Annotated in this window: 20 protein-coding genes; 6 read left to right on the top strand and 14 right to left on the bottom strand. The window is 71.7% G+C overall.

Going from position 1 to position 18,637, the window contains the following annotated elements; translation table 11 throughout:
• Positions 1-13: 13 nt before the first annotated feature.
• Genes WG922_RS03120 through WG922_RS03105 form a run of 4 tightly spaced genes read left to right on the top strand, consistent with a single transcriptional unit; the run spans position 14 to position 3,696 of the window.
• Positions 14-1,240 carry an aromatic ring-hydroxylating dioxygenase subunit alpha gene (locus WG922_RS03120; protein ID WP_340280613.1) on the top strand — a complete coding sequence of 409 codons (1,227 nt, stop codon included), beginning with the start codon at positions 14-16 and terminating at the stop codon, positions 1,238-1,240.
• Positions 1,241-1,245: 5 nt separating this feature from the next.
• Entirely contained in the window at positions 1,246-1,710 is a 465-nt protein-coding gene (locus WG922_RS03115; RefSeq protein WP_340280612.1) for an aromatic-ring-hydroxylating dioxygenase subunit beta, read from the top strand.
• Positions 1,711-1,715: 5 nt separating this feature from the next.
• Complete coding sequence (locus WG922_RS03110; protein WP_340280611.1) at positions 1,716-2,666, top strand: PdxA family dehydrogenase; 951 nt, start codon at positions 1,716-1,718, stop codon at positions 2,664-2,666.
• Between the two features lie 25 nt (positions 2,667-2,691).
• Complete coding sequence (locus WG922_RS03105) at positions 2,692-3,696, top strand: FAD-binding oxidoreductase (protein ID WP_340280610.1); 1,005 nt, start codon at positions 2,692-2,694, stop codon at positions 3,694-3,696.
• A 55-nt stretch (positions 3,697-3,751) separates the two neighbouring features.
• On the opposite strand, the gene WG922_RS03100 is transcribed toward WG922_RS03105, so the two are convergent.
• The 4 genes from WG922_RS03100 to WG922_RS03085 all read right to left on the bottom strand — a co-directional run bounded on the left by WG922_RS03100 (position 3,752) and on the right by WG922_RS03085 (position 6,379).
• Positions 3,752-4,642, bottom strand: coding sequence for an alpha/beta fold hydrolase (locus tag WG922_RS03100; protein WP_340280609.1), 891 nt, complete (start codon positions 4,640-4,642; stop codon positions 3,752-3,754).
• Complete coding sequence (locus WG922_RS03095) at positions 4,632-4,994, bottom strand: hypothetical protein (protein ID WP_340280608.1); 363 nt, start codon at positions 4,992-4,994, stop codon at positions 4,632-4,634. Before WG922_RS03095 ends, WG922_RS03100 begins: the two co-directional genes overlap by 11 nt.
• 165 nt (positions 4,995-5,159) lie before the next feature.
• Positions 5,160-5,840 carry a dienelactone hydrolase family protein gene (locus tag WG922_RS03090; RefSeq protein ID WP_340280607.1) on the bottom strand — a complete coding sequence of 227 codons (681 nt, stop codon included), beginning with the start codon at positions 5,838-5,840 and terminating at the stop codon, positions 5,160-5,162.
• 221 nt (positions 5,841-6,061) lie between these two features.
• Positions 6,062-6,379 carry a plasmid stabilization protein gene (locus WG922_RS03085; protein WP_340280606.1) on the bottom strand — a complete coding sequence of 106 codons (318 nt, stop codon included), beginning with the start codon at positions 6,377-6,379 and terminating at the stop codon, positions 6,062-6,064.
• A gap of 177 nt (positions 6,380-6,556) precedes the next feature.
• Here WG922_RS03085 and WG922_RS03080 point away from each other — a divergent pair, with 177 nt between their 5' ends.
• Positions 6,557-7,057, top strand: a complete 501-nt coding sequence (locus WG922_RS03080; RefSeq protein ID WP_340280605.1) for a hypothetical protein — start codon at positions 6,557-6,559, stop codon at positions 7,055-7,057.
• A 34-nt stretch (positions 7,058-7,091) separates the two neighbouring features.
• Entirely contained in the window at positions 7,092-7,652 is a 561-nt protein-coding gene (locus tag WG922_RS03075; protein WP_340280603.1) for a DedA family protein, read from the top strand.
• 24 nt (positions 7,653-7,676) lie between these two features.
• On the opposite strand, the gene WG922_RS03070 is transcribed toward WG922_RS03075, so the two are convergent.
• The 10 genes from WG922_RS03070 to WG922_RS03025 all read right to left on the bottom strand — a co-directional run bounded on the left by WG922_RS03070 (position 7,677) and on the right by WG922_RS03025 (position 18,625).
• On the bottom strand, positions 7,677-8,690 hold the full coding sequence (locus tag WG922_RS03070; protein ID WP_340280602.1) for a glycerophosphodiester phosphodiesterase: 1,014 nt from the start codon (positions 8,688-8,690) through the stop codon (positions 7,677-7,679).
• Positions 8,691-8,816: 126 nt separating this feature from the next.
• Positions 8,817-10,262 (bottom strand): WD40/YVTN/BNR-like repeat-containing protein, encoded by a 1,446-nt coding sequence (locus tag WG922_RS03065; protein ID WP_340280601.1) that lies wholly within the window; start codon positions 10,260-10,262, stop codon positions 8,817-8,819.
• Positions 10,263-10,398: 136 nt separating this feature from the next.
• A complete protein-coding gene (locus tag WG922_RS03060; protein WP_340280600.1) occupies positions 10,399-11,418 on the bottom strand; it encodes an NUDIX domain-containing protein in 1,020 nt (339 codons plus the stop codon).
• On the bottom strand, positions 11,415-12,236 hold the full coding sequence (locus WG922_RS03055) for a TIGR04290 family methyltransferase (protein WP_340280599.1): 822 nt from the start codon (positions 12,234-12,236) through the stop codon (positions 11,415-11,417). The genes WG922_RS03060 and WG922_RS03055 overlap by 4 nt, the downstream gene beginning before the upstream one ends.
• A complete protein-coding gene (locus tag WG922_RS03050; RefSeq protein WP_340280598.1) occupies positions 12,233-13,351 on the bottom strand; it encodes a CgeB family protein in 1,119 nt (372 codons plus the stop codon). The genes WG922_RS03055 and WG922_RS03050 overlap by 4 nt, the downstream gene beginning before the upstream one ends.
• Complete coding sequence (locus WG922_RS03045; protein ID WP_340280596.1) at positions 13,348-14,439, bottom strand: CgeB family protein; 1,092 nt, start codon at positions 14,437-14,439, stop codon at positions 13,348-13,350. Before WG922_RS03045 ends, WG922_RS03050 begins: the two co-directional genes overlap by 4 nt.
• Positions 14,436-15,572 carry a CgeB family protein gene (locus WG922_RS03040; RefSeq protein ID WP_340280594.1) on the bottom strand — a complete coding sequence of 379 codons (1,137 nt, stop codon included), beginning with the start codon at positions 15,570-15,572 and terminating at the stop codon, positions 14,436-14,438. The genes WG922_RS03045 and WG922_RS03040 overlap by 4 nt, the downstream gene beginning before the upstream one ends.
• A complete protein-coding gene (locus WG922_RS03035) occupies positions 15,560-16,657 on the bottom strand; it encodes a glycosyltransferase (RefSeq protein ID WP_340281159.1) in 1,098 nt (365 codons plus the stop codon). Before WG922_RS03035 ends, WG922_RS03040 begins: the two co-directional genes overlap by 13 nt.
• Before the next feature lie 19 nt (positions 16,658-16,676).
• Positions 16,677-17,675 (bottom strand): Gfo/Idh/MocA family protein, encoded by a 999-nt coding sequence (locus WG922_RS03030; RefSeq protein ID WP_340280592.1) that lies wholly within the window; start codon positions 17,673-17,675, stop codon positions 16,677-16,679.
• Positions 17,672-18,625 (bottom strand): MDR/zinc-dependent alcohol dehydrogenase-like family protein, encoded by a 954-nt coding sequence (locus WG922_RS03025; protein ID WP_340280591.1) that lies wholly within the window; start codon positions 18,623-18,625, stop codon positions 17,672-17,674. The genes WG922_RS03030 and WG922_RS03025 overlap by 4 nt, the downstream gene beginning before the upstream one ends.
• Positions 18,626-18,637: the final 12 nt, after the last annotated feature.

The raw sequence follows: 18,637 nt of genomic DNA, 5'->3' as shown, positions 1-18,637 counted from the left end.
TGAGAGCCACGTCATGCAGCAAGTGATCGAATGGAAGGACACGCTTACCCGCGTGCCCTATGGGGTGTACGCCGACGCGCAGGTGCAGAGGCAGGAGCAGGATCGCGTCTTTCACGGCGCCACCTGGAACTATCTGTGCCTGGACGCCGAACTGCCTGAAGCGGGCAGCTACCGCACCACCTTCGTCGGCGAGACGCCGGTGGTGGTGGTGCGCGACGACGACGGTGAGATCTACGCCTTCGAGAACCGCTGCGCCCACCGCGGCGCGCTGATCGCGCTGGAGAAATCGGGCAAGGCCGACAAGAACTTCCAGTGCGTCTACCACGCCTGGAGCTACAGCCTGCAGGGCGACCTGACCGGCGTCGCTTTCGAGAAGGGCGTCAAGGGCCAGGGCGGCATGCCCGCGAGCTTCTCGAAAGACGAGCACGGTCCGCGCAAGCTGCGCGTCGCCGTGTATTGCGGCCTCGTGTTCGGCAGCTTCAGCGACGACGTGCTTCCGATCGAGGAGTACCTGGGCGAGGAGATCTGCACGCGCATCGAGCGGGTGCTGCACAAGCCGGTGCAGGTCATCGGCCGTTTCACCCAGGCCCTTCCCAACGACTGGAAGCTGTACGTCGAGAACGTGCGCGACAGCTACCACGCCAGCCTGCTGCACCTGTTCTTCACCACCTTCGAGCTGAACCGCCTCTCGCAGAAAGGCGGTGTGATCGTGGACCCCTCCGGTGGCAACCACGTGAGCTACTCCATGATCGATACCGCGGCCAAGGACAGCTCGTACCGGGAGCAGGGCCTGCGCTCCGACCACGACCGCTACCGCCTGAAGGATCCCTCGGTGCTCGCAGGCTTCCAGGAATGGAACGATGGCGTCACGCTGCAGATCCTCTCGGTGTTCCCGGGCTTCGTGCTCCAGCAGATCCAGAACTGCCTCGCGGTGCGGCAGGTGCTGCCCAAGGGCGAGGGCCGCTCCGAGCTGAACTGGACCTATCTCGGCTTCACCGACGACACGCCCGAGCAGCGGGTGGTGCGGCTGAAGCAGGCCAACCTGGTGGGGCCGGCGGGGTTCATCTCCATGGAGGACGGCGCCGTCGGCGGCTTCGTGCAGCGCGGCATCGCCGGCGCACAGGACCATGAAGCCATCATCGAGATGGGCGGCGAAGGCACCGAATCCAGCGACGGACGTGCCACCGAGACCTCGGTGCGCGGCTTCTGGAAAGCCTGGCGCCAGCACATGGGGGTGTGACGGACATGGTGGACCTTCTCAGCCTCATGGCCTTCAACGCCGCCTATGCCGAGGCGATCGACAGCGACGCGCTGGAACGCTGGCCGCGCTTCTTCACCGAAGCCTGCCACTACCGCATCACGCACGTGGAGAACGAGCGCGAGGGCTTGCCCGCCGGCATCGTCTGGGCCGACACGCGCGCCATGCTCGAAGACCGGGTAGCCGCCCTGCGCGAGGCCAACATCTACGAGCGCCAGCGCTACCGCCACCTGCTGGGGGTGCCGGTCGTCGCCAGCGCCGATGCGCACGGCGCGACGGCGCGCACGCCCTTCATCGTCGCGCGCGTGATGGCCACCGGCGAGACGGAGGTCTTCGCCACCGGTGTCTACCTCGACCGCTTCGTCAAGGAGGGCGGCGAGCTGCTGCTGGCCGAGCGCGTGGCGGTGTGCGACAGCACCGTCACCGACACGCTGATGGCCTTGCCGCTGTGACGGAGATGTCGGCGCGACGCATCGCCGTCTCCGTGGGCGATCCGAACGGCATCGGACCCGAGATCGTGCTCAAGGCCATCGACGTGCTGGGGCCGCAGCCGCCGGTGCGGATCGCGGTGTTCGGGCCGGCCTCGGTGCTGGAGCGCGCGGCGCAGGCCACCGGGCTGCAGCGGCTGCTGCCGTCGATCGATCTGCGCGCCACCGGTGAGCTCGCGGCCGGAGCCGCCCGCTTCGGCGAGGTGAATGCCCAGGCCGGAGCCAGTGCCGTGGAAAGCGCCAGCGCGGCCATCGAGGCCTGCCGCCGCGGCGAGTTCGACGCGGTGGTGGCCGGCCCCCACCACGAGACCGCCATCGCACAGGCGGGCATCCGCTTCACCGGCTACCCCTCGCTGCTTGCACGGGTGTGCGGCGAAGACACTTCGGGCGTGTTCCTGATGCTGGTCGGCGGCGGCCTGCGCATCGTGCACGCCACGCTGCACGAGAGCGTGGCCAGCGCGCTGCTGCGGCTCACGCCCGAGCTGGTCGTGCAGGCCACGCTCGCCGGAATGCGCGCCTGCCGCATGCTGGGCATCGAGCAGCCGCGCGTGGCCCTGTTCGGCATCAACCCGCACGCCTCGGAGGGCCGCCTGTTCGGCGTCGAGGATGCGGAGTGCACCGTGCCGGCGGCGCAGCGCCTGCGTGCCTTGGGCATGGCGCTGGACGACCCGCAGGGCGCCGACGTGCTGCTGGCCGACCACGCGCGCCGCCCGCACGATCTGTACGTGGCCATGCTGCACGACCAGGGACACATCCCGATCAAGCTGCTCGCGCCGCAGGGCGCGAGCGCCATCTCGGTCGGCTCGAAGGTCCTGCTCGCCAGCACCGGCCACGGCAGCGCCATGGACATTGCCGGCTCGGGCCAGGCCCGCCCGGACGCGCTGTTGCGCAGCCTGCGCCTGGTCGCCGGGCTCACCTGACAACCACCTTCACCTTTCTGCACCCATGGCCCACCAGATCCGCATCGCCGGCAGCGACCTGCAATTCGCCTGCGAGCCCGGCGAGAACATCCTCGATGCCGCCCTCAAGGTCGGCATCGAGATGCCGTACTCGTGCCGCAAGGGCGTGTGCGGCAACTGCGCCGGCAAGGTCGCCTCCGGCGAGGTGCAGTGTTCTCCGGCAGCGTCCGCCGAGGCCACGCCGCCCGGCGAGGTGCTGTACTGCCAGTGCAGCCCGCTGGGCGACCTGGAGATCGTGCCCACGGCCTACAAGCGCATCGAGCCTGGTGCACGCAAGCGCTTCGCCGCCAAGGTGTTTCGCAACACCCGTGCCGCCGAGGACGTGAGCATCCTGCAGCTGCGCCTGCCGGCGGGGCAGCGCGCCCGCTTTTCCGCGGGCCAGTACCTGCAGGTCGAACTGCCGGACGGCAGCCGCCGCTCGTACTCGATGGCCAATCCGCCCCACGAGAGCGATGCGTTGCAGCTGCACATCCGCCACGTCGCAGGTGGGCAGTTCACGCAGATCGTGCCCACGCTCGCCGCGGGCGACGTGCTGCAGGTCGAGTTGCCGTTCGGCCATTTCGAGCTGCGGGAAGAGGCCGGCCTGCCCATGGTCTGCGTGGCCGGTGGCACCGGCTTCGCGCCGGTCAAATCCCTGCTGGACGACATCGCCAAGAAGAAGATCGCGCGGCCGGTGACGCTGGTCTGGGGCGGCCGCACGCGCGAGAGCCTCTATCTGCTGTCTGTGGTCGAGCGCTGGCAGAAGGTGCTGCCCGGTTTTCGCTTCATCCCTACCGTCGAGGACGCGGCCGACGCGCAGGCGCTCGGCGGATTCCATGGGCGCGTCGATGACGCCGTGCGCGCGAGCTTCGAATCGCTGGCGGGGCACGAGGTGTATTGCTGCGGCTCGCCGGTCATGGTGAGTGCCGTGCGCAAGGCCTGCGTGGACGAGCGCCAACTCGCACCCGAGCACTTCTTCAGCGACGTGTTCGTGCCTGGACCGGCTGCCTGAGCCGCCCCTGCGCCCGGGGCGGCTGGCATCGCTGCCATTGCCGATGGATCGGAGTTCAGGCCATGCGCGCCAACGCGCGCAGCAGCAGCTCGTCGAAGCGCTGCGGCGCTTCGAACTGCACCCAGTGGCCCGCATCGGGAATGAAGTCGATGGAAGCGAGCGCCGGCGCTTGGCGCAGCGCGGCTTCGAGCGCCTCGGTGCGGTCGCGGTACAGCGCGTCCTCGCGTCCGTAGATCGCGGCGACGGGCAGCGCCACCGACTGCAATGCCCGCTGCAGCGCGTCGCCGCGCGCCATCCGGCGGCGGCGCAGGCGGTCGCGCGCCAGGTTGGCCGCGTGCAGCGCCACGGCCAGCGGTGTGATCGAGGCACGGTGGTGCAGCATCAGTGCGGCGAGGTTGGCCCGGTGCACTGCGGCGCGCTCCTGCGCGGTGGGCAGGTGGCGCCATTCCATGAGCCGCACCGGCCGCGCGCCGAGCGCCAGCACCGGAGCGCCCACCAGCACCAGGCGCCGCAGCCGACCCGGATGCGCCGAGGCCAGCAGCCCGGCGCACAGTCCGCCGAACGAGAAGCCCGCCAGATCGACGGGTGCTGGCCCGAACAGATGCCCCAGCCCTTGCGCGAGGGGTTCCACCAGCGCGTCGGCGTCGTGGCCCTCGGGGGGCGGATCGGAGTCGCCGCAGCCGGGAAGATCCGGCACCCACACCGTGCGGCCGCTCGCAGCGAGCGACTCGACGTTGCGCAGCCAGTGGGTCCAGCTGCCGCTGCCACCGTGCAGCAGCACCAGCGGCTCACCGGTGCCCCAGGCGTGCCAGACCATCTGCCCGCACGCGTGCTGCGTCTGGAGGATGCGCGCTCCTTCCAGCACCCACTGTGCCTGCGGCGGCAGGTCGGCCACGAGCGGCCTTGGCGTCGCGACCGCAGCCGAGTCCGGGCGCTCAGGAGACATCGAAGGCCTCGCGAAAGGCGGCGCAGAACTGCGGCGTTCCGCTCAGGGTGAAGCTCAGGGTCACGCGGGGCGCGCCGGTCTCGCGTGCGGTCGCCAGCAGCCGGCCCGCGGCCACCTGCAGGTCGAGGGTGGTGGCGACCTCGCTCACGCCCTCCAGCGCCCAGTCCCACTCGCCGCCAGCGTCGAGCGGTCCGCGCGCGCCCGGAAAGTGGTCCTCGGCCCAGGCGATCACGCGCAGCACTTCGTCCTGCAGTGCCGGCAGCCGGGCGGGATCGGCGGCCGCCATGGCGTCGAAGCTGCCGTTGCCGGCGTCGTCCTCGCTGTAGTCGAAATCCAGGAAATGAAGGCTCATGCGCAGCTCGTGGCAGGGTCGGTCATGGCGTGATGCTACGCGCGGCGCGGGTGCGAAGCCCGTACACCGCCGGAACACCGGCTCGCGGGGCGTGCTGGCGACGCGCATGCGCCGGCCCAGTCAGAGCGCCCGCAGGCTCGCTCGCACCGGCACGTCACCGCTGCGTCACCGCGCCGGTCGCATCAGGTGCGAAGCGAACCATTGCGCCGCCAGATCGGCCACCTGCTCCAGCGCTCCGGGTTCCTCGAACAGGTGGGTCGCCCCGGGGACGAGCACCAGCTGCCCGACGCCGTGCAGGTGCTCGAACGCCTGCTCGTTCAGCGCCAGCACGCCATGGTCCTGGCCGCCGACGATCAGCAGCGTCGCGGCGGTCACCAGCGTCAGTGCGCCGCCGGCGAGGTCCGGCCGGCCGCCACGCGAGACCACGGCCTGCACCCGCGCACCGAGTCGGGCCGCGGCCACCAGCGCGGCCGCGCTGCCGGTGCTGGCGCCGAAGAAGCCTTGCGGCACCGGGTCCGCGTCCTCGCGTGCGGCCGCCCAGGCGCTCGCATCGACCATCCGCTGCGCAAGCAGGTCGATGTCGAAGCGGTACTTCCGGGTTCGCGCATCCACTAGCGCCTCGCGTTCGGTGAGCAGGTCGAACAGCAGCGTGCCGATACCCGCACGGTGCAGCCGCTGGGCCACCATGCGGTTGCGGCTGCTGTGCCGGCTGCTGCCGCTGCCGTGGGCAAACAGCACCAGCGGTGCGTCCTGCGCCGGCAACTCCAGGTCACCGTGCAGCAGTTCACCGCCGGCGGGGATCTGTACCGCGCGGGCGGCGAGGTCCGGTGGGTGTGTGCTCGTCATGACCATCGTCCTTGCAAGTCGATGCGGGCGGCTGCGCAGCAGGCACGACGCAAGCCGCTGCTCTTCGAAGCTGCGCAAGCCGGTGCACGCGTTCGGCGCTGCTGCGACCCGCTTGCAGGCGGCTGTCATCTGCGGGTTCGTCCGCCCAAGCGGGTGGGCGTGAGCGGAGCATCAGCGTGCGGCTGTCGCGCTGCGCATCGGTGCAGCGGTGCGCTCCGGGCTCAGCGCTGCACCGCCTTCTTCAGCTGCTCCTTGTTCATGGACGAGCGGCCATGCACGTTCTTGCGCCTGGCCTCCTCGTACAGCTCGTCGCGCGTGCGCGCGGACGAACCGCTGGCGCTCGCGCGCTCGCTCTTCGTGTGCCCGCCGTGCTGCTTCTGCTTGTGCTGCTGCTTGGTCTCGCCCTCTTCGCGGCGTTCCTTGTTGACCGTCCGCGCGGCGATCTCCTCGGCGGTGTCCTCGCTCTTGCCGCGCTGTTCGTAGCCTTCCTTGATGTGCTCGTACTGGCGCTCCCGCTTGTTGCTCCAGGCTTTCGGCATGTGTGCACTCCTTGGCATGCAATGAGAGTCACGGCTGCGCGCCCGCGGCAGCCCACCCCACCAATCTAGGACCCGCGCGGCAATCCCGCGTCGTCGGAAGTCCCAAGGCGGCGTAAGAACGGCGAGGACGCGCGCGCTGGGCGATGATTGCGGCATGTCCGCTTCTGCTCCGCTGCCATGACGAGCTGCTATCGCCTCCTGCCCAGCTGCCTGCTCGTGCTCGTGCTGTCCGCCTGCGCCACCGGGTACGGGCCTGGCGAGGTGCGCGCCGGCATGTCCGCGGCGCAGGTCACCGAGCTGATGGGCCGGCCCACGGCCGTTCATGCGCTCGCCGGAGGTGGTGGGCAACTCGAGTTCGCACGGGGACCGGCCGGCCTGCACACCTATATGGTCGATCTCGACCCGGCCGGCCGGGTGCTGGGGTGGCGGCAGGTGCTGACCGAGGAGAACTTCAACGCGGTTCCGCGAGGCCTGCCGGTGAACGAACTGCGCCGCCGACTCGGGCCGCCGACCCAGGTGCGCAGCGGCGGCTGGCAGCCCGGCGAAGTGTGGTCGTATCGCTTCGATTCGTGGGCCTGCCAGTGGTGGCAGGTCGATGTGGTCAACGGCTTTACCGGCGCGGCGGCCTACGGCGCCGACCCGCGCTGCGAGGTCCACGACGCGAAGGTGCCGCTGTGAGGCTGCGGGCAGAGCACGCGCGGATACCGCGCGCATGAATTTCCAGCAACTGCTGCTCGAGCACGGGTACTGGATGCTGGCCCTGGGCCTGCTGCTCGAAGGCGAGACCGTGCTGCTGCTCGGCGCCTTCGGAGCGCAGCGCGGTTATTTCGAACCACTCGCCGTGTTCGCCCTGGGCTGTGCGGTGGCCTGGAGCTCGGACCAAACCATGTTCTGGCTCGGCCGCTGGAAGGGCGTGGCGGTGCTGGCCCGCTCGCGCAGGTTGGCCCGCGCGGCGGTGCGTGCGCGGCGGCTGGTGCGTCGCTGGCCCCATGCGAGCGTGGTGGGCGTGCGCTTCGCCTATGGGCTGCGCACGGCGGGGCCGGTGCTGCTGGGCGCATCCGGGCTGCCGCCGCTGCAGTTCGCGGTGCTCAGCGCCGTGTCTGCGGCGCTGTGGGCCGGCACCTTCACCACCCTGGGCTGGGTGTTCTCGCACGCGCTGCAGCAGGTGCTCGGATACGCCGCGCAGGCCCAGTTGGCACTGCTGGGCCTGCTGGTGCTGGCGGCACTCGCCGGCTGGTGGTTCGCGCGGCGTCGCAAGCCGCGCCGCGCTTGAGAGGGGCGCGCCGGCCGCCCGCCCTCAGGCGGCGCGCGGTGGCAGGGGCATGCCGCGCTGCGCCATCAGCGCGCGCAGCAGGTCCGGGCGGTCCGTCACGATCCCGTCCACCCCCATGTCCATCAGCATGGCCATGCGCTCGACCACGTTCACCGTCCAGGCCAGCACGCGCAGCCCGAGTGCATGCGCCTGCGCCACCGTCGATGCGTCCAGGTCTTCGTGCCAGCTGGACCAGGTGTGGCCGCCGGCCGCAAGCACCAGGTGCGGCACGGACGGGTGCTCGGCCAGCGCCATCCCGGCCGTCCAGGGCGAGCCGGGGCGCAGGGTGTCGAAGCCCGGCCGCCGGCTGCTGAGGCAGACCCGCTCGAGCTGCGGCGCCTCGCGCCGTGCCAGCTGCAGGGTGCGCCAGTCGAAGGACTGCAGCGAGCAGCGCGCCTGCAGGCCGCTGCGCTGGATGTCGGCGATCACCAGCCGCGTGAAGCGCTCGGCATCGACGGTGTCCTGGGGCCGTTGGGGATGCACCTTCGTTTCCACCGACAGGCGCACGTCGGCCGGGCCCTGCCGCCGCACCAGCGCCGCCACCTCCTCGAAGCGCGGGATGCGCGCGCCGTCCACCGGCTGCTGGTGTGCGAACTCACGTGCGTAGGCGCTGCCGGGGCGGATGCGACCGACGTCGTAGCGGGCGAGTTCGGCGGCCGTGAGCTCGGCGATGGCGGGGCCGCGCGTCGCCAGGAACGCGCCATCCGGCCCCCGCGTGATGTCGGGGTTCAGGCGGGCGTCGTGCGACACCACGACCACGCCATCGCGGGTCACTGCCGCGTCGAGTTCGAGCGTGCTGACGCCGAGCTCCAGCGCCTTGGCAAAGCCCGGCAGGGTGTTCTCGGGCAAAAGGCCTCGCGCGCCGCGATGGCCCAGCAACTCGAAGGCAGGTGGCGCGGCGCCGGGTGATGGTGACGGCGGCGGCGGGGTCGCTCGCGCGTGCGGCAGGGCGGCGAGCGGCGTCGCGATCAGGGCGAGGGCGTGGCGGCGATGCAGCATGGCGCCATTAGACAGCCGGCGCCCGATCGCTCGCACACGCCGCCCGATGCTGTGGTGCTGCAGCGCTGCCGTGCTGCAGGGCGCGCGCGACCTGCGTCGCCCGCGCCCTGCGCACCGGGCCGCGCCTCAGCGGATCGTGAACGGCCCGCCGCTGGAGCTGCGCACCCGGAAGCGGTCCGAACCGAGGTACTCGAGTTCGACCGAATCGCCGGCCCCTCCCGCGATCGCGCCGAGTTCGCCGACGCTGGTGCGGTGGCTGCGCGAGGTGTAGAGGGTGCCCTCCACGCGCGACTCCACGGCGCCGCCGGTGGCTGCCGTCATGAAGTTGCCGTCCGCCGACAACGCCACGCTGCGCCAGTTCGTGTCGGTGCCCGGCATGTCCAGGGCGCGGAAGGTCTGGCCGCCGTCCTCGGAGAGGTAGAGCGTGCCGCCGGTGGACGAGACCGCGATCGTGCTGCCGTCGCCAGAGACTGCGGTCGTGGTCCATGCGCCGCTCAGGCGGCTGCCATCGGCGGTGAGAGCCGGTGTCCAGGTGCGGCCGCCGTCGCGCGAGATCTGCAGGCCGCCGCTGAAGCGCTCGGCAGCCGCCAGCACCATGCCGTCGTCCGACATGCCGACGCGGTACCAGTCGCCCGCTGTCGTGGTGCGCGGGGTCCAGGTGACCCCGCCGTCTTCCGAGGTGTAGATCGATCCGCCCTGGTTGACGGCAACCGCACGCATGCCGTCGGCCGACATCGCTACGCTCCGCCACTCACCCACGATCGCCTGCTGGGTCCAGGTGGTGCCGCCGTCCTCCGACAGGAACAGCCGGTTTCTCAGCGCGCTCGCAAGAATGCGGCGACCATCGCTCGAGATGGCGACCGACTCCCAGTCGAGGCCGCTGAACCCGGGTTGCTGCACGACCGTCCACGTACGACCGTAGTCGCGGGAGATGAACATGTCGCCCTGGAACGCCAGCGCCACCATCGTGTCGCCGCTGGGCGTCATGTCGGTGCTGATCCAGATGCGCTGGCCGGTCACACGTTCCGCCCAGGTCTGGCCGCCATCCTCCGAGACGAACAGTCCGCCGCGGTTCTCGCCGGCCGTGAGCACGTCGCCCGCGGCATTCGATGCGAGCCACCACCATGCCCGGGGCGCGAGTGGAGCGGACCACACCTCGCCGCGTGCCGTGTCCCCCGGCAGGTCGGTGGTGACGATGGTCTGGCCCGGCTGCTGCACGATCTCCCAGGGGGTGTCGCTCACACCGGTGACGGTGATCGTGTCGCCCGGCGCCGGGGCAGGCGGCAAGGTGAGCGCCACCAGGGGCGTGCCGGCCGCGGCGCGCACCTCGTACTGTCGGTTCGCCTCGGTCTGCGTGTCGCCCGCGACGGCGACGGCGCCGGACTGCGGCGGGGGGGCCGGAGCAGGCGGTGGCGGCGGCGGCGGGGTGCCGCCGGGTGTGCCGCCGATGGGAGGCGGCGCCGGTGCTGCCGGCTCGTCGTCTCCTCCTCCTCCTCCTCCGCAGGCACTGAGCACCAGCGCGGCCAGGACGGCGGCAGTGTGCAGGCGCGACTTTTTTGCTCCCTCGAACATGGGTACTTCCTTTGATGCGTGACAGTCGTACCCGGATGTTGGAGGCCAGCCTCAGCGTTGGACATGCGCCGCTGGAGCAGGGGCGTGTAGGAGAACTTCGCCTCGGCAGCCGAGCACCTGCTGCGGCGCCTGCGGCTCAGGTCGGCAGCGGCACGCGGCTCAGAGGCAGGAACTGCTCCAGCACGTGGAAGTGGTCGTCGAGGAAACGGTCTTCCAGCGCCGGCAAGGAGTCGTTCGGCACCCACTCGGCGGCAGCCGCATCGTCGGCGCCGCTCACCGGGGGCAGGGGAGCGTCGCCGAGGTCGAGGTAGTGCGCGTGCGTGATCACGCGCCCGCGCTGGCTGCGCTCGGGGGCATCGAACACCCGGACGCAGCGCAGCGCCGCGTGCAGCTCATGCGGCGGCAGCGGCAAGCGTGTTTCCTCCAGCAGTTCGCGCAGCGCGCCGTCGCGCAACGTCTCGCCCGGGTCGAGAAAGCCTCCCGGCAGGGCGTACAGGCCCTTGCCCGGAGAGCGCCCGCGCCGCACCAGCAGCACGTGCCCGGCGCAGCGCAGCACCACGTCGACCGTGACCAGCACCACAGGGTAGGGCGCCACCGACCACGCCGCCTGTTCGGCGGCGATCTGCGCATGCTCGGCACGCAGCGTCCGGAACGCCGGCTCGTGCGTCCAGCGTTCGAGGAACGCATGCACGTTGGCTGGGACCTGTCCGCGCAAGCCCTCGGCCGCTGCGGCCGGCGCGCCGGCGCCGAACAGGAGTTCACGCAGGCGCTGCGGACTCGGTGCTGCGGCGTCGGCGCCGACCGGATATTCCTGCCAGTGCGGCGGGGCCTCGAGTGCAGGCGCCTCCGGCCCGCGCAGCAGCAGCACCGGCGCCTGCGCCGGGATGGACTGCGCGAGGTCGGCCGCCGTACGGGCAGGGTCCCACCACTGTCGCAGCGGCCGCATGCGGACGCGTGCGCGCTCCTCGGAGGACAGCGCTTGCAGCAGCAGCTCTGCGCGTTCTTGCCACGTGAAGGGGTGCCGCGGCGAACGCGGCAGGCAGGCGCCGGCGATCGCCACGACGCACTGCGGCGCCAGCGCGAGCGCGCGTCGCAGCAGCGCGAGATCGGCATCGCTGGGGATGTCGAAAGGGCCGACGCACAGCGCCAGGTTCACTGCGCGCCTTTCAGCGCCCGCAGCACGGCGTCGAGCTGCGTGCGGTCGGTCCACTGCTGCGGTGCAGGTTCGCACAGGTACATCTCGTCGGCCGGGCGGCTCACCACGCGCAGTCCGGCCGAGCGCAGCATGGCCTCGCAGCCCGCGTGGTTCGCGACCCACCAGTTGGTGGGGTCGCCGGCGAAGCGGTGTTCGATGAAGGCCATCTTCGGCCAGCCGGCATCGAGCAGCGGTTCACGGTCTTCGATGTCGTGGTCGAGCGTGTCTGCGAAAACGCTGTCGCCCGGCATCGTCAGGGTCTGGAACATCAGCAGCCGCCGGGTACGCCGAGCCAGCAGGTCGAGCGCGAGCAGCGGATAGCGCAGGTGATAGAAGACGCCCATGAACCAGACGAGGTCGTACTGCTCGTCGGACGCAGCGGCCTCGAAGACGCCCTGCTGGCGGAACTCGATGCGCTCGCTCAGTCCGAACTGCTGCGCCGCCCAGCGCGCCTGCGCGAGGTAGTGGGGGTCGTGATCGACGGCGATCACCTGGGCGCCACGGCGCGCGAGTTCAAAGCTGTAGAAGCCCGCGTTGCAGCCGACGTCGAGCACGCGCCAGCCGTGCAGTTCCTGCGGCAGGTGCGGGGCGATCTGCAGCCACTTGAAGCGGGGGAAGTCGCCGCGCAGGAAGTGCACGGGCGCGGTCTGCACGCCGCCCGGCAGATGCAGGTTGTGGAACCAGGGGCCGCGTGCCTCGACCTCGCGGCGCAGCGCATCGACGTCGGGTTCGCGTGCGGCGTCGGAGTCGGCGCGCAGGGTGCCCAAGGGGGTCGTCACGGCGCGGTCTCCTCGTGGACGGCATGCATGTCGGCCGGCGCGCCTCGTCCGCCGGCATCGAGCAGCTCGCGCGCATGCGCCTCCAGCTCCTGTGCGCGGTGCGCGGCCGTGTGCCCCGCCAGGATACGTTGGCGGGCGCGCTCGGCCATGCGCAGCCGCTCGTCCTCGCGGCCATCGCGCAGCAGGCGCAGCACGTCTTCGGTGGAGTCGGCCAGCACGATCTCGCGGCCCGGCTCCAGCAGCTCCTCGATGCCGCGCCAGCGGTCGCTCACGATCGGCGTGCCGCAGGCCGCCGCCTCGAACAGCCGCACGCTCGGCGACCAGCCGGCCTGGATCATGTCGGCCCGCGTGATGTTCAGCGTCCAGCGCTGGCGGTTGTAGAAGTCGCGGTGCTCGCTGGGCGGCAGGTGCGACTGCCACAGGACGTTGGCAGGCCAGGCGATGCTGTCCGGATACTGCGGACCGGCGACCACGAAGCGGCCGTCCGGGTGGGCGCGAGCCGGCTCCAGCAACAGGCGCTCGACGCCCGGTTGGCGGTCGTCGCTGTAGGTGCCCATGTAGCCCAGGTCCCAGCGCGGCGCCTGCGGCTCGGGGTAGTACATCGTCGGATCGACCGAGCATGCGAAGACCCGCGCGCGCGGGGAACCCCACTCACGCTCCAGCCGCTGCAGCGTGGGGCCACCGGTGAAAGACAGATAGAGCTGATAGCCGGGGATCTGGCGCGGCGCGAGGTAGTCGTGCTCCCCACGAGCGAGGCGCGCCAGCGTGACCGGCGTGTCGATGTCGTAGAAGGCCGTGACCCCGCGCGCCGTGCGCTGGACCCAGTCGCCCACGGGCACGCCCTCGGGCACGAAGGAGCCGACCACCACCAGATCGGCGTCGCCCACCGCATCGGCGAAGCGCGCCTGCAGGTCGTCCAGCCCCTGGTACAGCTCGGTGCGGCCAAAGGGCGGACGCGGCATGTCGCGGTGCTGTGCATACCACGGCTGGTCGCGCTCGAGGAACAGCAGCTGGTGCCCGCGCGCGGCCAGCTCGCGCGCCAGCCCGCGGTAGGTGGTCGCGTGGCCGTTGCCCCACGACGAGGTGATGGTCAGGCCCAGGACGACGATGTTCATGCGGCCACCTCCTGCGGCTGGGAGCGACCTTCGAGCAGTGCGTCGAGCTGTGCCGCGCGGTGTGCGTAGGTGTGCTCGGCCAGCACGCGCGCGTAGGCGGCCTGGCCGATGCGACGTGCGGCGTCGGCGTCGAGCGCGGCCACGTGCGCCGCGACTTCCTCGCCGCTGCGCGCCACCAGCATCTCGCGCTGCGGCTCGAAGAACTGTTCCAGGCCCTCCCAGGCGTCGGTGATCAGGCAGGCGGCCGCGCCGGCGGCCTCGAAGACACGCGTGGCCGGCGAGAAGCCGTAGCGGGCCATGCTCTCGCGGCTGATGTTGAGGACCGCGCGCGGCGTGCAGTTGAAGGCGTTGTGGTCGGCGGTGTAGACGTGGCCGAGGTAGTGCACGTTGGCCGGCAGGGCCTTGTCCTGCCAGCCGCTGCCGCCCAGCAGCATGCGCGCCTGCGGCAGGCGCTGCGCCGCGTCGAGGAAGAACTCCTCGACGCGCGCCTCGCGGTCTGGCAGCCGGTTGCCGAGGAAGCCCAGCGCGCCTTCGAAGCGCGCATCGGCCGCCACGGGGAAGTGCGTGCTCGGGTCGAGCGCGTTGTAGATCGGCGTGCACTCGCGCGCGCCCAGCTCCAGGTAGGCGCTGCGCACCGGCTCGCCACCGCCGTAAGTCAGCACCAGGTCGTAGCGCGGCACGAGCGCCCGCAACGGATCCGCGGCGTCGCCGTGCAGGCGGTCGAGCGTGGCCGGGGCATCGACGTCCCAGAACGCCACCAGCGTGTTCGGCCCCTGCAGCTGCAGCACGGCCGCCTCCAGCAGCGCGTCGTGCACCCCGACGCCGCTCGCCTTGACCACGAGGTCGGCGCCGCGCGCCTGCTCGACCGTCCGCAGCACCTCGGCTTCGGTGCCGGCGCCGTACACCACGACCTGCGCCCAGGGCGGGTCGTCGATGTCGCGGTGCTGCTGGCGCCCGAACGCGTCCGGTTCGTAGAAGGTGACGTGGTGGCCGCGCTCGTGCAGGGCCCGCACGATGCCGCGGTAGTAGGTGGCTGCACCGTTCCAGTAAGCCGAGACGAGGCTCGACGCGAAGAATGCGATGTTCATGGTCTGTGTGCCTTTTCGGTCTGCTGCTGCGCCGCGCGATGCGGTGCCCCCATCTCGGCGAAGATCGCCATCAGTTCATCGACACGGTGCGCGCAGCTGTGGCGCGCGAGGATGGTGCGCCGTCCGTGGGCGGCGAGCTGCGCAGCCAGGTCGGGGTTGGCCAGCAGCGCGCGCAGGTGCTCGCGCATGTGCGCGCCGTCGGTCGCCACGAGGAAGTCGGCGCCCGGCTCGAACAGCCCTTCGCAGTCGTTCCAGGGCGCCGACACCAGCGGTATGCCGCAGGCCAGCGCCTCGAACATGCGAATGGTCGGGATGCCGGGCAGGGCGCGCACATACGGACGTCGCGGCACGTGCACGGTGACGGCATGGCGGGCGAATACGCGCGGCGCCTCGTAGTTGGGCAGCCAGCCGGCGTACGAGATGCCGGCCTCCTGCAGGGCGGCGCGGGCGTGCTCGGGGTAGCGCACGCCGTGCACCCGCGCGCGCAGCCCGAGCGCGCGCACCGGCTCGAGCAGGAACTCGTGCAGCTCGGCGGTGCGTTCGTCGTCGCCCCAGTTGCCGATCCACACGAGGTCGCCCTCGCGCGGCTCGTGCGCGAGCGGCGTGAACACGCGCGTGTCGGCCGCCTCGTGCCAGGTCCAGGCCTGGCGCGCCCACCCGTGGCGCTGGTAGAGATCGCGGATGACGCGGCCGAAGGCCAGCACGCCGTCGTAGTGGCGCAGGTCGTAGGCGGCCATGGCCTGCGGCTCGGTGACGCTGCGGTGGTGCGTGTCGTGGAACAGCAGGCGGTAGTGCGGGTTGTCGCGGCGGTGCTGGCCGATGCGGCGCACCAGCGCGTGGTCGTTCCATTCGTGCACCAGCACCAGATCGGCGCCTTCGAGCGCGACGTGCAGATCGAGCGTGGCCAGCTCGTAGCGGCGGCTCGCGAGTTGCGGGTAGGCGCGGGCGACGTCGCGCAGGGGCGCCTGGCCGTGCTCGGCGACGAGGTTGGACACACTCCACGCGTCCTGGGGTTCGTAGACGGCGAGGGTGTGGCCGCGCGCCAGCAGTTCGCTGCACACGCCGCGCAGGAAGTGGGCGTTACCGTGGTTCCAGTCGGACACCAGCGAGTGGCAGAACATCACGACGTGCACGATGCCTCCTCCTCGCGCGGGGTACGCGGTCGGCGCGCCGGCAGGCTGGCGTAGGCCGCGAGCGTGGCTCGCGCGGTGCGCTGCGGCGTGAGCTCGAGTGCGCGCGCGTGGGCGGCGGCAGCCAGCCCCTCGCGCAGCGCCGGCTTGGCGATCAGCTGCGCAAGGGTGCGGCGCAGGGCCTGGTGGTCGTCCGGCGGCACGTAGCAGGCTGCGTCGCCCCAGATTTCACGCAGGCTGTCGATGTCTCCCAGCACCAGGGCGCAGCCGCTCAAGGCCGCTTCCAGCACCGAGAGGCCGAAGGGCTCGTAGCGCGCGGGCAGCGCGTAGATGGCGGCGCGCGCCATCTCGCGCGCCAGGTCCCGCGTGGGCAGCTGCCCGAGGGCCTGCACCCAGGTCGGGTGGCGCACGCAGCCGTCGGGGCCCGTGCAGGCACCGGCAACGCGCACCGGCCAGGGCAGCCCCGGTGCGACCGCCTCCAGCGCCGCAAGGTTCTTGGCTTCGTCCCATAGCCGGCCGGCGGCCAGCACGAAGGGTTGCTTGGCGGCCGGCGCGAACGCGTCGGGGTCGCGCCCGTTCGGCAGCACGACGCCGTCTGCGTCCCAGCCGTATTCGCGCTGCAGGGCGCGCAGCATGGCGTGGCTGGGCGCTGCGACGCGGTCGGCGCCGGCCAGGCCGCGGCTGACGCAGTCGCGATAGCGGTCCCACGTGGCCGGCGCCGGCTCGCCGTGGACGGCGCGCCACCATGACAGCACGCACGAATGCGCGACCAGCAGCGTGGGTGCGTTGAAGGGCAGCACGCCGAAGACGAACTGGTTGAGGTGGACCACCGTAGGGCACAGTTCCGCTTCGAGGGCGAGCAGCCAGCGCGCCGCGCGCTCGAGGTCCTCCCAGGGCTCGGGCATCCACTCGAGCCGGAACGCGCTTTCGTGCACCCGCAGTTGGGGCACCGCGCGTGCCTCGGCGCGCTGGTGCGCACCGAGCGGTGCGCCCATGGTCGCCAGGTGGACCTGCCAGCCATGACGGGCAAGGCAGCGGGACAACTCGAGGGCGTAGGTCCAGACACCACCGACCGTGTCGGCAGTCATCAGCACGGAGCGCGCGTTTCTACCGGCCATAGATCTGGTCGAGCACCGAAGCCACCTGCACCGCCGGCTCGATCGCGGGCTCGAAGCCGGCACCGGCCTGCAGGCGGCGCGCCCAATCGACAATGGCGCGGCCGCCCCAGGCGTCCGGCGGCTCGGCCAGCAGCGTGCGGTGAATGCCGGCGTAGCGTTCGGCGGCGAAGTCGTAGAAGGAGCCGCCGCGGTTGCGCATCGACGCGCCGCCGCGGCTGCCGTGGAAATGCGCTTCGATGACTGCGTCGCAGCCTGCGGAGAAGTTCCAGGAGCACGCGATGCGCACGGTGGCGCCCCCATCCACATCGAACTGGGCCACGGCGTAGTCTTCGACGGCGTTGTCGCCGGGCGCGAGCAGGCGCCCTTGCGCATAGCGCCGGCTGCTCACCCGCCGCACGGCGGGAAAGCCCAGCACCCACAGGGCGAGATCGACCAGGTGCACGCCGAGGTCGATGGCGCAGCCCCCGCCCGAGAGCGTGGCGTCGCGCGCCCAGGACTTGTCGGGGCCCCAGGCATTGTGGAAGACCAGGTCGGCGGCGTAGACCGTGCCGATCTCGCCCTCGACCACGCAGTTGCGAACGCGGCGCATGGCCTCGGTGTGGCGGTAGGAGAAGTCGCAGCCGAGCAGCCGGTCGGCACGGCGCGCCGCCTCCACCATGCGCGTGGTCTCGTCGGCCGTGCGCGCCAGCGGCTTCTGGCAGAACACCGCGATGCCGCGTTCGAGCAGGCGCATCGACTGCACCGCATGCAGCGCACTGGGCGTGGCGATCACCGCGCCGTCGATGGGGTGCTTCAGCATCTCGTCGAGCGAGCTGACCAGCGCCGCGCCGGGCGCGAGCTCACCGGCGCGCTGGCGCACCGCGTCGGACGGGTCCGCTACGACGACCACCTCGCAGGCGCGCGCATCGAGCAGCGCCTGCAGCCGGTTCTGTCCGATCCAGCCCAGCCCCAGGAAACCGAGTCGGGGGAGACGTTGTGCATGCGTCATGCGGTCACCAGCGCCTTGAGGAAGCCGTCGGGCCGCGTGCGCGTGAGCTCCAGTGCCTCGCCCAGCCGGTCGAGCGGCAGGCGGTGCGTGTAGAGCGGGCGCGGGTCGATGACGCCGTCCTGCATCATGTGCACGGCCTCGCGAATGCCCTGCACGTACCGGCGTGGATCGCGCTCGTGCGCGTTGATGACGTCGATGCCGCGCCAGTTCCACAGTTGCACGTTCACCTGGCGCATGCCGTCCTGGTGGTAGCCGGCGATCACGAGGCGTCCGCGCTCCGCGGTGAGTTCGCTGGCCACCTGCAGCGGCCATTCGAGGCCGGTGGCCTCGATCACGCGCTCGCACCAGCGCCCCTCGGTGAGGGCCTTGACCTGCTCGATGACCTTGTAGTGGTCGTCCAGCGGCACCACGTGCTGCGCGCCGCAGCTGCGGGCGATCTCCAGCGGAAATGGCCGGCGCGACAGCGCGATCACGCGCGCTCCGGCGTGCACGGCCATCTGCGTGAGCAGCGCGCCGAGAAAACCGATGCCGACGATCGCGACCGTCTGGCCGCGCTCGATCTGGCTGCGCTGGAAGATGTTGGCGGCGCAGCCCAGCGCCTCGCCCGGAACGGCCGTGCCGTCCAGCGAGGCAGGCAGCGGCACCACGGCGTCGGCGTCGGCGAGGTCGTATTCGGCGTGGGCCCGATAACTGAGGGCGGCCACCCGGTCGCCGCGCGCCAGGCCGGCGACACCGGCGCCCACGGCCTCGACGCGGCCCCAGCCCTCGTGCCCCGGAGCGCCGGGCTGCTGCGGATACTCGAACCAGCTGCGGCCCTCCCATAGCGGCAGGCTGGAGGCGCACACGCCCGAGCCTTCGAGCCGCAGGAGCACCTGGCCCTCGCCCGGTTCCGGAATGTCCACTGTCTGCAGTGCCGCCCGCTGCGGCGCCGCGATTACGCACGCTTGCATGCCTTCTTCTCT

This window comes from Ramlibacter sp. AN1015 (assembly GCF_037726105.1).
In the GTDB taxonomy this organism is placed as follows: domain Bacteria; phylum Pseudomonadota; class Gammaproteobacteria; order Burkholderiales; family Burkholderiaceae_C; genus Ramlibacter.
Note: the sequence above shows the minus strand (reverse complement) of the source record. Positions and strands in the feature narration are given on the sequence as shown.

Coding starts and splice junctions, on each gene's coding strand:
- WG922_RS03120 (WP_340280613.1), top strand. CDS start 14: ATGCAGCAAGTGATCGAATGGAAGGACACGCTTACCCGCGTGCCCTAT.
- WG922_RS03115 (WP_340280612.1), top strand. CDS start 1,246: ATGGTGGACCTTCTCAGCCTCATGGCCTTCAACGCCGCCTATGCCGAG.
- WG922_RS03110 (WP_340280611.1), top strand. CDS start 1,716: ATGTCGGCGCGACGCATCGCCGTCTCCGTGGGCGATCCGAACGGCATC.
- WG922_RS03105 (WP_340280610.1), top strand. CDS start 2,692: ATGGCCCACCAGATCCGCATCGCCGGCAGCGACCTGCAATTCGCCTGC.
- WG922_RS03100 (WP_340280609.1), bottom strand. CDS start 4,642: ATGTCTCCTGAGCGCCCGGACTCGGCTGCGGTCGCGACGCCAAGGCCG.
- WG922_RS03095 (WP_340280608.1), bottom strand. CDS start 4,994: ATGAGCCTTCATTTCCTGGATTTCGACTACAGCGAGGACGACGCCGGC.
- WG922_RS03090 (WP_340280607.1), bottom strand. CDS start 5,840: ATGACGAGCACACACCCACCGGACCTCGCCGCCCGCGCGGTACAGATC.
- WG922_RS03085 (WP_340280606.1), bottom strand. CDS start 6,379: ATGCCGAAAGCCTGGAGCAACAAGCGGGAGCGCCAGTACGAGCACATC.
- WG922_RS03080 (WP_340280605.1), top strand. CDS start 6,557: ATGACGAGCTGCTATCGCCTCCTGCCCAGCTGCCTGCTCGTGCTCGTG.
- WG922_RS03075 (WP_340280603.1), top strand. CDS start 7,092: ATGAATTTCCAGCAACTGCTGCTCGAGCACGGGTACTGGATGCTGGCC.
- WG922_RS03070 (WP_340280602.1), bottom strand. CDS start 8,690: ATGCTGCATCGCCGCCACGCCCTCGCCCTGATCGCGACGCCGCTCGCC.
- WG922_RS03065 (WP_340280601.1), bottom strand. CDS start 10,262: ATGTTCGAGGGAGCAAAAAAGTCGCGCCTGCACACTGCCGCCGTCCTG.
- WG922_RS03050 (WP_340280598.1), bottom strand. CDS start 13,351: ATGAACATCGTCGTCCTGGGCCTGACCATCACCTCGTCGTGGGGCAAC.
- WG922_RS03045 (WP_340280596.1), bottom strand. CDS start 14,439: ATGAACATCGCATTCTTCGCGTCGAGCCTCGTCTCGGCTTACTGGAAC.
- WG922_RS03035 (WP_340281159.1), bottom strand. CDS start 16,657: ATGACTGCCGACACGGTCGGTGGTGTCTGGACCTACGCCCTCGAGTTG.
- WG922_RS03030 (WP_340280592.1), bottom strand. CDS start 17,675: ATGACGCATGCACAACGTCTCCCCCGACTCGGTTTCCTGGGGCTGGGC.
- WG922_RS03025 (WP_340280591.1), bottom strand. CDS start 18,625: ATGCAAGCGTGCGTAATCGCGGCGCCGCAGCGGGCGGCACTGCAGACA.